The organism is Hyphococcus lacteus, assembly GCF_041058985.1.
GTDB classification, from domain to species: Bacteria; Pseudomonadota; Alphaproteobacteria; order Caulobacterales; family Parvularculaceae; genus Hyphococcus; species Hyphococcus lacteus.
The window spans coordinates 2262251-2277051 of record NZ_JBEHZE010000001.1 but is presented as its reverse complement, the minus strand read 5'-3'; the positions used below and the strand labels follow the sequence as shown (position 1 = coordinate 2277051).

The 14801-nt window shown below is 51.7% G+C and carries 7 protein-coding genes and 2 pseudogenes; 5 read left to right on the top strand and 4 right to left on the bottom strand.

Annotated elements, in window-relative coordinates:
• Positions 1-47: 47 nt before the first annotated feature.
• The 4 genes and pseudogenes from ABFZ84_RS10810 to ABFZ84_RS10795 form a co-directional block, all read right to left on the bottom strand.
• Positions 48-830: pseudogene (locus ABFZ84_RS10810) on the bottom strand (type IV secretory system conjugative DNA transfer family protein); the annotation flags it as partial.
• Positions 831-1052: 222 nt separating this feature from the next.
• Positions 1053-1922 (bottom strand): hypothetical protein, encoded by an 870-nt coding sequence (locus ABFZ84_RS10805; protein WP_369314029.1) that lies wholly within the window; start codon positions 1920-1922, stop codon positions 1053-1055.
• An 81-nt stretch (positions 1923-2003) separates the two neighbouring features.
• Positions 2004-3050: a hypothetical protein gene (locus ABFZ84_RS10800; RefSeq protein WP_369314028.1), complete on the bottom strand. Its 1047-nt coding sequence runs from the start codon at positions 3048-3050 to the stop codon at positions 2004-2006.
• Positions 3051-3140: 90 nt separating this feature from the next.
• Positions 3141-4670 carry a DUF3363 domain-containing protein gene (locus ABFZ84_RS10795; protein ID WP_369314027.1) on the bottom strand — a complete coding sequence of 510 codons (1530 nt, stop codon included), beginning with the start codon at positions 4668-4670 and terminating at the stop codon, positions 3141-3143.
• Between the two features lie 514 nt (positions 4671-5184).
• Here ABFZ84_RS10795 and ABFZ84_RS10790 point away from each other — a divergent pair.
• From ABFZ84_RS10790 to ABFZ84_RS10770, 5 genes and pseudogenes are all read left to right on the top strand, one after another.
• Positions 5185-5370, top strand: coding sequence for a type II toxin-antitoxin system Phd/YefM family antitoxin (locus tag ABFZ84_RS10790; protein ID WP_369314026.1), 186 nt, complete (start codon positions 5185-5187; stop codon positions 5368-5370).
• Positions 5351-6478 (top strand): DNA cytosine methyltransferase, encoded by a 1128-nt coding sequence (locus ABFZ84_RS10785; RefSeq protein WP_369314025.1) that lies wholly within the window; start codon positions 5351-5353, stop codon positions 6476-6478. The genes ABFZ84_RS10790 and ABFZ84_RS10785 overlap by 20 nt, the downstream gene beginning before the upstream one ends.
• Positions 6475-9645 carry a DISARM system SNF2-like helicase DrmD gene (drmD, locus tag ABFZ84_RS10780; protein WP_369314024.1) on the top strand — a complete coding sequence of 1057 codons (3171 nt, stop codon included), beginning with the start codon at positions 6475-6477 and terminating at the stop codon, positions 9643-9645. The genes ABFZ84_RS10785 and drmD overlap by 4 nt, the downstream gene beginning before the upstream one ends.
• Entirely contained in the window at positions 9642-13607 is a 3966-nt protein-coding gene (locus ABFZ84_RS10775; protein WP_369314023.1) for an Eco57I restriction-modification methylase domain-containing protein, read from the top strand. Before drmD ends, ABFZ84_RS10775 begins: the two co-directional genes overlap by 4 nt.
• Positions 13608-13611: 4 nt before the next feature.
• Positions 13612-14733, top strand: a pseudogene (locus ABFZ84_RS10770) (STAS-like domain-containing protein); the annotation flags it as partial.
• Positions 14734-14801: the final 68 nt, after the last annotated feature.

Genomic DNA, 14801 nt, shown 5'->3' with positions numbered 1-14801 from the left:
ACTCCTTGCCATACGCTCAGAATAATTCACAGCTTAGCTCCGATTCGCTCTGGGTACGCAAAGTAAAATATCGCCAAAGCATGGCCGGTCTTTTCCCAATGGTTGCGGCGCTCAAGCGCCCCTTCGGGATCGACTAGGATGTCAGCGATGTTTTGGACATCGCGCACCTCATTGCGGCCTTTGCGCACTTCCAGCAGAGGATTGTATTTGGCGCTGGCGGGATTAGTCGGATCAAATAGTAGGCAGTGAGAGAAGGTCGAGCGCCAGCCGGATGTGATCTCCCAGTTCTCACCCTTGATGTCGTGAATGACAGCGGAGTCTGTCCAGCTCAGCAAGGTCGGAACGACAAGCCCCACACCTTTGCCGGAGCGCGTTGGTGCAAAGGCCATCACATGCTCCGGACCGTCATGGCGTAAATAATTCTCATCGGTGCGGCCCAAAAAGACACCGCTTGGCTTAAACAGCCCGGCTCGCTTTAGATCACGCGTGTTTGACCAGCGCGATGATCCGTAAGTCGTGAGCCGTTTGGCCTGCCGCCCGCGCCAGATCGAGCCGATAACCGCGAAAGCACAACCAAGAAAACCGGAACCCGCCGCAATCTGTCCGCCCTTGGCAAAGATCTCTGGCGCATAAGCGTCAAACGCATACCACCACTCAAACAAACGCCACGGATAGTAAATCGGCTGATCACCTAGAAGGAACCAAGGCTGACCGAGATAGGCGTCATAGGCAAACTGCGCCGCTGTCCACTGCGTCGCAAACCAAACGCCAAAGATAATCGTCACAAAGACGATAATTACTTGGCCGATAAGAATGGATTGCGGAGACATCTAAAACCTCAAGAACTAACTTGAGGCCTAGGCTGCGGGATTAAGCCCTAACTGGTCTAGGTAGGAAAGCGGGTAGAAATTCGAGGCAAATATGCATATTCACAATCAACTACGATGCCCAGAGATTTGTTAGGTGCAAAATTGTCCTGCTCTGGGTGTATAAAGGCATTAATCCGCCTAAAGAATGTATTGCTTGATGCAATTATTGTTAGGACTCGAACATCAATCTTCGGACAGTCTTCCGTCTGGTTTTATTGAAACTCCGTCTCCTAGATAAACGTCGCTCTCGCCGTCACCATCCATAACTCCATACAAATCAAATGAGACATCCTGCTGGATACTTTGCCTGTCAACACCACGATCACCATCAAAATAGCGTCGAGAGGAATCGATATGGGTGACAGTGTTTTCAAGAAACCAAGGTAATATCTCGGCCTCACCCATGTTTCCACAGGCGCTACAGCGCAGTATATTTTTCAAGGCGAAGATATCACTGCACCGCTTACCCCGGCTCAGCTTGGGCGCTGTTGTTGTAACGGTATGACCACAGCGACACCGCACCTTTGCTATCAGTCCACCCTCCTCCCAATCGGATGGGTCTGCGATCTTACCCTCACGAACACGAAATTCAGAAATGAAACTAAGAACTTCCTTCTCGAAAGCTGTCTGGCTTTCCGCTGATCGCAATTCGATACTGGTTATGTCTTCATCGTGCCAAGTTTCCCGAAAGTCGAAACGCTCGTTTATGAGCTCTGGATAATTTTCATCCGCATACTCAACATGTTCAAAGGATCGCATGGAGCAAGTAAATGTAACCTTTAGCCTCCAAATTGCCTTCAAATTCGGACCAGAACCGGTTGCGCAAGTGTATTCCTTAATGATGACTCCTGCCCCGGACGCCGGGTCGCCAAGACGCTGGAGTTGAGTGGCACCGCCAAAAACAGTTCTGAAATTTGGGATTTCAAACTCCCCAAAGAAGGTGTGCCAACCGTCCATTCTCCGAAAGAAACGCAAAAGCTCGCGCGCCGTTATTCCAGACACGATATAATCATCGAGTTTGTAACTGCGTCGGTATTTAATTTTTGAAGGCATTCAAAGCTCTTGATTCCCCGGACTGAAGTGCTCCACAGAATGTGAACACCCTATCGTTTTGCGTAGTGTGCATGTGATTTTCTACTGCCATGTTTTCGAGGATAGCGCACGTGCAACCTCTTCAATTGTCGGCTCTGTTTCGGCAAAACAATCCGGAATAATTCCTGCTTCTCCATCTAGCGTGAAATATCGGTGTCCTTGTATTCCGTGCTTTGATACTTTGCGAAAACTGCTCTCAACGAACTCATCCACAATGTAGTAGCGAGCTTCTTCTTCGCCCAAATTGTAGTAACTTGATCCACGAACAATTCCCAAAATTCGATTGAGCTCGTGCTCTGTCGGTTGATGCAGATATCCTTGCCTCCACGATAACGGATGGTTTTCTAAGATCGAAACTTCGTTGCCGTCTATTCGAGCATTGACCACTGCCAAAACTTCACCAATCAGCGACACGCACTTGTCTTTGTAAACTCCCAGGTATTTGCAAAACACCTTCGAGCGCGTCGGTTGGTCATGATAAATATTGTGCAGCCGATTTTGCTCATATGAGGTCCCGCATGGGTTTATCAGAAGCTTGTTTTCGGTTTCTGGCACAAGGCCCCGCTCTTGGATGAACGCCCGATATTCTTCAAGCAGCGTATTCAATTCCAATCGGAACTCATCCGAAGAACTTTCGAGAATATCTGCTAACTCAGTAAACGTGGTTGAGAAAAACCTCACTCCATTTGCTCCACCAAGGCTTTGCAGTTCATCCAATTCGGTTTGGCCAATCTGCGTTCTAGTTAGCCCAAGCAGTATGCTTGATCCTTTGACCGTTTCGTTTTGCTTGATTGTCTCGAAGTGGGATGCGATTTGACTAACAGACAAATGGTCGCCCAATTTGGTTTCCACATAAATTTCAAATGGAGATTGTTGGATGAGTGCATCAGGAATCCCTTTCCCGCCCCGTATCTTCACCTGGTTTTGAAAAGTTGGCCCAACGGCAAACGCCTCATCCGTAATAGATGTCAGTAAATCAGAGAATATAGTCGGGGCCATTCTGTTGACGTGAGATAACAGCAAAAGGACAGCGTTGGTTACGACGTTTTCTTCCTGACTGTATGGTGGAAAATAGCTCACATTGCGCATAGAAAACCTCACTAGAATTTCGCGACCGTAAATGAGGCAAACGGCTAGAACAATGTAAAATGCTCAAATATCTAGGAACTCAACTGAAAGCTACGTCACTCCCCGTCCTCGCCCAAACGACCACGAAATCGTCTTTCCGCGAAGCAGCCCGCTGACTGACTTTCCGCTTTGACGCTCCAGCACGTCGCGCCAAGGGACAAGCGTAAAATCCTTCGCCCGCTCAATAACGGCATATTTGCCGCTCGGACGATCCACAGCTTTTGCATAGATTCCTCTAATTTGCCCGCTCGCAGGCGACGCCGCATAGGGCTTACCCAACTCACGCGCCAAGTCCTGCCCGGCATTTACCAAGTCCCTACGCTCCAATTCGATAAGATGAGCTTTGGTAAATTGCGTGCTTTTGTTTTTCAGGATTCCTGACTTGAACAGAAACGATCGGCGCACGACTTTCGCGCGTTCGACTTCACCGCCAAAGCCTCTCGCAAGCGTGTTGGCTTTGCCATCAACCAATGATTGATCCAACCACGTTGCGCCAATCGCTGTTTCCATCTGCTTGAGCGACAGCGACGAGTGAGGTGAAATACCTACAGGCTGCGATAGAGCCGAGGCGCGTTCATATTCTCCGGCCTGCGTTAGATAGTCTGACGGAATTGTCCAACTCCCATCCGAATTTCGCGTGACATGCCCTGCGCGTTTTAGCGCTTCCAACCGCCGAACATGCGCGGCGACAAACTCAGGACGCGCAGAGCCGTCGGCTTTCATATGCAACAGCTCGGAATAGCGCCCACCATTTTTCGCAGCGATCTTGTCGATTGTGCCGTCCGAAGATCGAGGTTCACGGCTTGCTGGTTCGACAGTGACAATCATATCCGGTTTGAATTCTGTCAGCCTGTCGCTCGACCCCAAATTTATATATCGGCTTTTGCCGTCCAAATCGTCGATGATGAGATAGGCGCGGTCAGCTACATCATCGCCGACGCCTTGCGAGAGGATTTTCCCGGTCACTGGCTTTGCGCCGTCAGCGCCAGGGTCATACAGACTCGTTCCATCGATCAGGCGCTGGTCGCGGCCTGCCATCGCGCGGTGCATCGTCTGAATGATGTCGCCGCGCTCACCCATGCGTTTCAGCGTTGGTTCGGCATTTTCCTGTATCCGCCATCGGCCTTTTCCAAGCGGCTCTGCAAGTCCCGTTTTCTCCAAAAACTTCAGACGGGCGCGGTCTAATTGCTTGCGCCAGACTTGTCCCTTTCGGACAGGGGCGGATACATCCACAATTCCATCCCGCGCGCTGCCAAACAATCTCCGGTCGATCTGTGTCAACCGCTGTCGCTGAACCATGCGCGCCATGCGCGTGCGTCCTTCGATCTCCCGCACGGGCCCAAGCTCAATGGTCACAAGCTCTTGTGCCCGCTTCCGAATGCCCTTCGATACATAGTCCTTGGGAATAATCAGATCAGTTCCATCATCGCGCTTGCCGCGAATGACCAAATGGGTATGAGGCTGGCCGGTGTCGTAATGATCGGCCGCGACCCAATCGAGCTTCGTGCCAAGGCGGTTGGGCGCTGGCCGCCCTGTGGCAGACCGGCCTGACGCCCACCCCGACTGCCGAGGGACATTCACAAAAATGCCGGCGCGCAGCGCCGTCCGTTGAACCTCTAAACACTACAAACCTGCCGCGTTAGCTGGCGAGGCCGACCCCTCTGCTCCGCAGTGGGAAGCGGCCTCGCGGCCAGGCGTCCGGCAACCCCGAAGGCGAAGCCCAGAGCGCGCCGGACAGCCCAGCAACCAAACAACGAGGCGGCATGGTCCCCGGGCCCGCGGAGCGGTCTCCGGTGGTTCTGCCGCCAATGTCACGTCAACATCCTCTAGCCAGCTGGGCGTTTAGCCCGCTTAGGGCGGGCGCCTGCCAAATCTGCACTGCGCAGCAGTTCCTGCCCCGCCGAAGGCGGCAAGCGCGAGGGATCAAAGCCCGGAGGGCCAAGACGGGCACCGGCTTGGTTCACGCGAACCCGGTTCGGCAACGCCGAACGCGCCCTGCACTACATCCAAAAATCGTAGAATCCCGTCACAAATCAGTTCCAAAATATTTCCAATTGTAGCTATAATGGCTCGAATCAATCGGTTGAGAACTGCAATGAAAACAATGTCTGCCCGAGAGGCCAAAAATAGTTTCGGCCTACTTCTGGATTCCGCACGCGCGGGCCCCGTCATCGTCGAAAAACACGGTCGCCCCGTCGTCGTCGTTCTTGCAATCGAAACATATGAAGCCCTTATGCGGGCTGCGGGAGGAAAGAAGCTCGATGGCAAGAAGATCAAATAGCGCCAAGCGCGCGTCGAAAAGTGACAAAATCTCAAAAAAGCCTCCAAATTTTGAAATTCGGGCGGTAGATCTTTTTTGTGGCGCGGGCGGCCTGACACTCGGGCTGGAAAACGCAGGAATCAATGTCGCTATGGGCATAGATATTGATCCTGCTTGCGAATACCCCTTCGAGGCCAACAATAAGGCGAAATTTCTAAAGAAGTCGGTTGAAGATGTCAGTGAGTCTGAACTTGCCGACGCCTATGGTGACGCCAAGATTACATTGCTGGCAGGCTGCGCGCCCTGCCAGCCATTCTCCACCTATAGTAAGGGCAAGTCTGATGAGTCCGACGAACGATGGAATTTGCTGCTTCAATTTGGCCGCATGGTAAATGAGTCTCGGCCTCATTTGGTGACAATGGAAAATGTTCCAATGCTTGCCCATCAAAAAGTCTTTGAGAAATTCGTCCAATCTCTGGAAGGGATCGGATATCACGTTAGCCATCAAGTGGTGAACTGTGCAGACTACGGAGTTCCTCAACAGCGCAATCGTTTGGTCTTATTGGCGTCACGGCTCGGACCAATTGATCTTATCGCTCCGACATCGCCATCCGGAAAGCACAAGACAGTTCGGAAAGCGATAGAAAAGCTACCCAAGCTAAGCGCGGGTGAATGCGACGAGAAAGATCCTTTGCATCAAGCCAGCGAACTTTCAGCCCTAAACTTGAAGCGTATCCGGGTTTCCAAACCGGGCGGCACATGGCGAGATTGGCCCGAGGAATTGGTTGCAGAATGCCATAAGAAGGCGTCTGGAAAAACCTATCCAAGTGTTTATGGCCGCATGGGCTGGGATGAACCGGCCCCGACAATGACTACTCAATTCTTCGGGTTTGGGAATGGTCGATTTGGGCACCCCGAACAGGACCGCGCAATTTCGCTTCGGGAAGGCGCGATCATTCAAAGTTTCCCGAAAAGCTATAAATTTGCTCCAAAGGGAGTCCCTATTCGTCGTAAGACCATCGGACGACTGATTGGAAATGCCGTTCCAGTTAAACTCGGCGAGGCGATCGGTAAGAGCTTCATTTCTCATCTTAATAATTTGGATGAAGCTCAGGCTATTCCTGCATGACGCTAGACATATTTGACCAAAATAAATCCGAAGACGGCATACTCGCGACGCCAGAATCTGGACAGCTCGTTGAAGCCCGGCGGCGCCAGTGGATTGTCGTAGAGGTGGATGCTTGTATTGGGCCACGCGAGACGACCCAGCCTCAACATCACATTACACTAGCTTCGATCGACGAAGACAGCCTCGGTGAACAGATTGAGGTTATCTGGGAAATAGAGCCTGGCGCGCACATTATTGAACATGCCGGATTGCCCAAACTTACAGGCAGAGACGATCCTGCCCACCTAGAAGCGTTTCTGGATGCTGTTCGCTGGGGCGCTGCAACGAACGCCGATCGCGGGTTCCTGCAAGCGCCCTTTAGGAGTGGTATCAGCATTGAAGATTTTCAGCTTGATCCGCTTGTGCGCGCGATTGGTATGGCCCGCGCCAATTTGCTGATTGCAGATGATGTCGGCTTAGGCAAAACCATTGAAGCTGGGTTGGTCATTCAGGAACTGTTATTGCGGCATCGAGCGCGAACCGTCTTCATCGTCTGCCCCGCGTCATTGCAGGAAAAATGGCGTCTTGAAATGCTCGAAAAATTCGGACTCGACTTCAAGATAGTCAATTCAGATTATGTTCGCCAATTACGACGTGATCGCGGTATTCATGCTAACCCGTGGACATCCTTTCCGCGCCTCATTGCTTCTGTCGATTGGATCAAAGCAGGTGAGCCCCTGCGTCTCCTAAAGGACGTGCTCCCGGTGGGGTCGGTCTATCCCCGCAAATTCGACTTGCTCGTCATAGATGAGGCTCACAATATCGCGCCCTCTGGAAGTGCCAACTACACGCTAGAAAGTCAGCGCACGCGTTTGGTTCGCACCATCGCGCCTCATTTCCAGCATAAGCTTTTTTTGACGGCGACCCCGCACAATGGATACACGCAGTCCTTTACGTCGCTATTGGAACTGCTCGACGACCAACGGTTTTCTCGAAACATTTTGCCAAGCGAACGTCAGCTGTCTCAAGTCATGGTGCGCCGACTAAAAACCGATCTGGTCGATGCCGACGGCAATCCGCTTTATCCAAAGCGAGTGCTCAAACCTTTGGCTATCCCCTATTCGGAGCCGGAACGCGAGATCCACGCCATGCTTCGGCAGTATTGCGAAAGCCGCAAACATACTTGCCGCGAAACGGGTGGGATGGCAGCTCACTTCGTCAATAAACTCCTACAGAAACGGCTCTTTTCGTCTCCGGCCGCATTTGCTGCGACCCTAGAAAAGCATCGCCAGAACTTGGCAACACCTGATCAGTCAAACCAAAAGACGGCATTTTCTGAGCGCATTCTCAAGCGAATGATTGAGCAGAGTGAAGAAGATTATGCAGACGACGCACAAGTCGAAGATATTCAGGACGAGGCCGTTGAAGAAGCCTCCCGACATCTCGCGCCCTTAACAGCGGAGGAACGCAAGCTCCTGTCCATGATGTCGGATTGGGCCGATAACAACCGCCATAAAACTGACAGCAAGGCCAAAGCGCTGATAGCGTGGTTGGAGAAAAATCTGAGGCCAAATGACGACTGGAACGATGCACGCGTCATTCTTTTTACCGAGTATCGAACCACGCTTGATTGGCTCAAAGAAATACTGACGGCCCAGGGCTATGGCGGAGACCGCTTGGCGATCATTCATGGCGGAATTGATCATGCTGACCGTGAGACAATCAAAGCGGCCTTCCAGACGCACCCCTCCAGTTCATCGGTCCGCATTCTTCTTGCAACTGATGCAGCGTCCGAAGGCATAGACCTTCAAAACCACTGTAACTCACTTATCCATATCGAGATTCCATACAATCCCAATGTCATGGAACAACGCAATGGCCGGATCGATCGTCATGGACAAAAAGCCAAAGAGGTTTTGATCTGGCATCCCGTTGATGGCGGAGATGTCGTTCCCGAGAAAGGCGTTGGTGGCCACAGCGAGGATATTATTCGTGCGTTGGTAAAGTTGGAATCGATGCGAGCTGACATGGGCAGCGTCAATCCCGTCATCGCGCCGCAAATGGCAGAACTCATCGAGGGCGCCCGCAAGGAACTGAATACGAAAGAAGCCGAATTGCGCGCGGCAAAGGCGAAGCGATTTATCAGAGCGGAACGAAACCTCACAGATAGAATTGCAAAGCTACATGATCGATTGCTTGAGACGCGGAAGGATTTCCATCTAACGCCGGAGCGGATTTGCCAAGCTGTGCATGTTGGCTTGGCGCTCGCGGACAAACCGCCCCTAAAGTCTGCAACGCTCAACGGCGCACCTGATGGAACGGTTTTTATCCTCCCCGAAATGGGTGGGTCATGGGGAAAATGCCTAGAAGGTCTCCGGCATCCGCACACTCAAGTCACACGTCCCATTACATTTGATCATGACGTTGCTAAAGGCCGCGACGATGTGGTGCTGGTTCACATGAACCATCGTTTGGTTCAAATGTGCCTGCGTCTCATGCGTGCTGAGGTTTGGGCGGGCGTGGATGTAAAGAAACTCCATCGTGTCGCCATTCGTGTCGTGCCCGATGCGCTTCTTGATGGCCCAGCCGTCGCCATCAATTCTCGGTTGGTGATAACGGGCGGCAATCATCATCGCTTGCACGAAGAGCTTACTGCCTCTGGCGGGTATTTGAGCGAAAGCGGATTTGCTCGTGAAACTGGCGTCACCAAAGTGACCGAGTGGTTTGCGCAAAGCCGTCCTGTGGACATCAATGACTCGCTTTTCCAACAGCTTGTCGATCGCTTTGAAACGGCTCAGTCATCAATTGACCGTGCCGTCACTGCGCGTTCAACCGATAGACTGCGCAATTTGAGCACCACGCTCGAAACTCGGAAAAAGCAGGAGCAGAATACGATTGAGACAGTTCTGACGGACTTGGAAAAATCCATTCAAACAGCATTGGCCGAATCCGCTGAACCTGAACAGTTGGTTCTATTTCAGGAAGACCAGCGCTTTTCCAATGAAGAAAAGGCGCAGTTTCGCCGTGACATTGAGGCCATCAAGATCCGGCTCGCAAAAATACCGCAAGAACGCGACAGAGAGATCAAAGACATTGAGCGGCGATATGATGGGTATGTACCTCGCACCTTCCCTGTCGCCGTAATTTTCTTCCTTCCAGAACGCTTAGCCAACCGGAGCGCGTTATGAGTCTACATTCCGAATGGCTCTCGCTTATTGATGTATCGGGTCCGTTTCTAGCGGAGCCCGTTCTGGACGCGGCATTTCCTCAAGGGCTTGCAGCGCTGGACGGCAAAAAAAGAAAAGGTGTTCGGCAGGCCTATTACGAACTTAGAGAAAGCCAAACGCAAGACGATCCTGATTACCCAAAACTTCACCGCGCCTGGATTCAATATATCCTGTCCGACGTGTTGGAGTGGGATGACGACAGGTCCGCTCAGAACTTAAAATCAGCGGCAGATTTTGGCGAGACTTATGCCCACGATGTTCCAGGTCATAGTGTGACGCTAAACCCAGAGCTCGCCTTCTTATCCTCTGCCGACGAACTTCCTAGTATTTTCGTCATCTCCCATCCGCCAGACACGCCGCTTGACGGTCCGATCAATACCGACGGCTGGATCGCTTCACCTGTAGAACGCATGGTCGAGTTGTGCCGCGCGAACACCGTGCGCCTTGGTCTCATTACCAATGGTGAGCACTGGATGCTGATTGACGCGCCGACTGGCGGCGTCACGACATTTGCGAGTTGGTATGGTGGTTTATGGGCCCAAGAGCCAAAAACGCTCCAAGCCTTCATCTCCTTATTTGACGTTGGCCGCTTTTTCTTGCCCGCCGAGGACCAACTCCCTGCGCTTTTGGATCGGTCTCTTGAGTTCCAAGATGACGTTACAGACGCGCTCGGTGAACAAGTCCGGCGCGCCGTCGAAGTCCTGATACAAGCATTCGACCGCGCTGACACCGACAGAAACCAAACACTTCTCACGGGCGTCAAACCCGCCGAGCTCTACGAGGCCGGCCTGACGATTATGATGCGGATCGTATTTCTCTTATCGGCAGAAGAACGTGACCTCTTGCTACTTGGCAATGAGCGCTATGAAGCCAATTACGCTATTACAACATTGCGCCGACAACTTCGCGAAACGTCTGAAGAAATACTGGAAAAGCGCTGGGATGCTTGGTCACGCCTGTTAGCGCTATTTCGGGCGGTTTACGGCGGCGTTGACCACCAAACCATGCGCCTACCTGCGCTTGGTGGTTCCTTGTTCGACCCAGATCGATTTCCGTTTTTGGAAGGCCGCGCAAAAGGAACGTCTTGGACAGAAACTGAAGCGCTGCCGCTGCCAATCGACAATAAAACTGTCTTGCTTTTGCTTGAGGCGGTTCAGCTTTTCCGAGGACGCACGCTGTCCTACCGCGCATTAGACGTTGAACAAATCGGCTATGTTTATGAGGGCCTGCTAGAACGCACGGCGGTTAAAGCCAAAGATGTTACCCTCGACCTCAATGCAACGAAGAATGCCAAGAACCCGTGGGTCAAGCTTACCGAACTCGAAGACGCCGCCGAAACCGATACGGTCGCGAAACTTCTGAAAGAACGAACCGGCAGTTCTGCAAGCCGCGTTACCAATGATTTGGCAAAAGAGGGTGACAAGGACGCGCTCGCGAAGCTTCTCGTCGTTTGCCAAAACAATGAGGCTCTTCGCGACAAGCTCGCGCCATATATTCATTTCATCCGCATAGATCCGTGGAACTACCCCCTAGTCTATCCCAAGGGCTCGTTCATGGTGGCAGCCGGGACAGATCGCCGTGAAAGCGGAACGCATTACACGCCGAAATCTCTCACAGAACAGATTGTCGAAACAACGCTCACGCCACTGGCATATTCAGGCCCGGCTGAAGGCAAACCAAAAGAGGAATGGACACTCAAATCGTCTGCTGAGCTTCTTGATCTTCGCATTTGCGACCCGGCTATGGGGTCCGGCGCATTTCTCGTTCAAGTTTGCCGATGGCTATCGGAAAAGTTGATTGAAGCGTGGCTGACAGCCGAGCGGAACGGCAACGCCATCACAATTGATGGCCGCGTCATTTCTCCCGACGAGGCTAATGAACTCGCACCGGACGACTTAGAAGAACGGCTCATTCTTGCCAAGCGTCTGGTCGCAGAACGCTGCCTTTACGGCGTGGATATGAACCCGCTCGCGGTCGAACTTGCCAAACTGTCAATCTGGCTCATCACCTTGTCCAAAGGTCGCCCCTTTGGCTTTCTCGATCACAATCTGAAAGCGGGCGACAGCCTAATCGGCATAACATCCATTGAGCAACTCACAACGCTCGATATGATTGCGCCTGAAAAGGCATCACCCAAACTATTCGCCCATGACGTCGATCAGGCCGTCTCATCCGCTTTAGAATTGCGCAAGCAAATCCGCTCTTCGCCGGTGAACGACATTCGCGATGTTGAAATCATGGCCAGTTTGGATCAGCAGGCTAAAATTGTTCTCAGAATTCCAACGGTTATTGCCGATGCTTTAGTTGGCGAAACGCTGGCCAGCAATGAGAAAAAGCCCGACACGACATCTTTGTCGATATTCGTCGGACAAGTTCTTGGCGGCGATGACCGCAGCATTTCGGAACTGACGCGGCGCGCCACTCAAAAGCTGAATGCGGGCCTACCCAAAGGCAAAAACAAACGACGTCCATTCCACTGGCCGCTCGAGTTTCCTGAAGTCTTCACAGAAGCAAAGCAAGGGTTTGACGGCATCGTCGGTAACCCTCCATTTATTGGAAACACCTATTGGAAGGAGCGCTTAGGTAGCGACTATCAACGCCTCGGCAGCATCATTCTTGGTGCGCCGCCAGGAAAAATTGACTTATGCATTCTATTTCTGCGACGAATGGCAGACCTGCTTTCTTCTTGCTCCGCCTACGGAATGCTCGCGACAAATAACGTAGCTGAAGGAAGCGCAATATCTGTTGGCTTGGGTGAATTGGTGAATAGCGGCGACGTATTCGCTTCTGTTAAAGGGCTACCGTGGCCTGGAAAGGCCGCGGTGGAAGTTTCCATTATTCATTACTGGAACGGCAAGTATCGTGGGGAAAAGATAGCCAATGGACAAAAATGCAAAAAAATTGGACCTCGGCTCAACGTAGCAGGCGATGATGATTGGCAACCGAAAAAAATTGATAGCGCAATGTTCAGTCTAAAAGGGGCTGACAACAGCAAAGGGCTGTGTTTCGTGATTACACCGGATCACCCTTGGTTCTTGAAGTTGAAGGAGGAGAAAAACTCCCTTCTAGTGCCTTACATAACCGGCAACGATCTGACGAGTTTCGCACTCAACGGAATTGATCGATGGGCGCTGGACGTTCTTGATCGAGAGTTGGAAGAGATACAGGCAAGCTGGCCGCTAGCTTACGAGTTTTTGACCGAAGTCGCACAACCAAATCGAAATGAAAAAGCTCTCAAAAGCTACAAGGGCCTAAAAGACCGTTGGTGGCAGTTCTGGAATCACAGAGCCAGCCAAATGCGAAGGCTCCGTGAGAAACGTGAGTTTATTGGTTTCTCTAGGGTGACCAAGTATCCAGTTTGTATGCTTTGTCCCTCCGATTGGATATACACAGACAAAGTTGTACTCATTGAGTTGCTTCGAGCAGATGAACTGGCCATTTGCCAAAGTTCATTCTTCAAATCGTGGGTGACAAGATACTCTGGGGGGCGAATGGAAGGCCGCTTGACCATATCAATTACAGAAGCCCTTGGAAAATTCCCCCCTCCTAGAAACTTGGTTTCCAAACGCGGAATTGAGGCAGCACAAGCCTTCAATACAAATATTGTATCATGGAGCGTTTCGGAAAGTTGCGGTTTAACGGACGCCATCAATGCCATCAACAACCCGAACATCACAACTCAAGCGATCGAAAACCTGCGCTCGACTATGATGGAAGTGGATGCGTGCGTAGCTGAGGCATATGGATGGCAGGACATCAATTTGGAACACTCATTTACGGAAAAAGAAGCAAAAGCTGAACGTGACAAAATTCAGTGGGGTTGCTCGCTGGAAGCACAAATAGAGATAATTCAAAAGTTGATTGAGCTGAACAAGAGCTACGCTCAATCCGCTAATGATCAGCTTACGTTGGACGTAAGTTAGCGTGATGGAGAGCTACTTGATTTTCGATCGCAATGTATCTTTAGAATCCCTCCGAACTTCGATGGCAGCGCGAGGCGAATTTGACTCGCGGCGCAACGGCAATATGAAATTGAGATTCCCAGAAGAATGCTTCATTGAAACCGATGCAATTGCGCTTCTGACGAGCTACCTGCTCTCGCAACAAGGTCTGGGAAACAAGATCGCGATTGAAGGCGAATCATCCGTTGAGGGCTATCTCGCCCGAATGAACTTCCATCGGGTCCTCGGCTTACCTGAACCGGACCATGGACGCCGTCCCGATGCGGGTCGTTTTATCCCGATCATGCTCGTTCGCGACAGCGACGATGTGTTCGAGACCGTCAACGCGATCTCAGACATTGTGCTTCAGCAGTTCGACAATGCACGCGAATTTTTGCCAGCTTTTGAATGGGCTATCAATGAGATTGTGGACAACATTTTCATCCACTCACAAACGAAAAGCCCTGGTGTTGTCTGCGCCCAGCTTTTCCCGCAACTCAACCGCCTGAACATCGCCATATGCGACAGCGGCATAGGGCTCAGGGGGTCATTGGGCAGCAGCTTTGATATAAGCAGCGACATCCAAGCAATCGAAAAAGCCTTAGAACGCGGCGTTACCCGCGACAGCAATATCGGCCAAGGCAATGGCATGGCCGGAAGCCTGGAGATTATCAGCAAAAACAATGGCTCAATCTGTGTAAGCTCTGGCGGTGCTGAATACCGGATGACGGACGGGCGGGATCAAGGCTTTTCAGAAACTGCCCAGCTTGACGGCACATGTGTTTCGCTTTCCTTCGATTTGAACAATCCGGTTGCCTTGGACAGCATATGGATAGGGTCAGCAGGCTGGTCATATATCGACGCAGAAGCCGAGCGCGTTGCGGAGTATGGCATCTCTATCAAGGACACCTGCAATCACACGGGCAGCCGTCCTCCCGCCACTCGACTGCGCCGTAAGATCATATCCCTTCTTCCTGATGTTGAAGGCGCGATAAAACTTGATTTCAAAGGCGTCACGTCTGTCAGCAGCAGCTTCCTGGATGAACTTCTTGGTCGCCTGAATGCCGAGCTTGGCAACGAGACTTTCAACGAACGGATTGTGGTCTCCGGCTTGTCACCGTTACACATGAACATGGCAAATAATGTAATCGACCAAAGACTGGCTTCGGAAACCCG

What these genes read in the sequence shown, in the direction of transcription:
- ABFZ84_RS10800 (WP_369314028.1), bottom strand. Translation starts at nt 3,050, where the DNA reads ATGCGCAATGTGAGCTATTTTCCACCATACAGTCAGGAAGAAAACGTC.
- ABFZ84_RS10785 (WP_369314025.1), top strand. Translation starts at nt 5,351, where the DNA reads ATGGCAAGAAGATCAAATAGCGCCAAGCGCGCGTCGAAAAGTGACAAA.
- drmD (WP_369314024.1), top strand. Translation starts at nt 6,475, where the DNA reads ATGACGCTAGACATATTTGACCAAAATAAATCCGAAGACGGCATACTC.
- ABFZ84_RS10775 (WP_369314023.1), top strand. Translation starts at nt 9,642, where the DNA reads ATGAGTCTACATTCCGAATGGCTCTCGCTTATTGATGTATCGGGTCCG.
- ABFZ84_RS10805 (WP_369314029.1), bottom strand. Translation starts at nt 1,922, where the DNA reads ATGCCTTCAAAAATTAAATACCGACGCAGTTACAAACTCGATGATTAT.
- ABFZ84_RS10790 (WP_369314026.1), top strand. Translation starts at nt 5,185, where the DNA reads ATGAAAACAATGTCTGCCCGAGAGGCCAAAAATAGTTTCGGCCTACTT.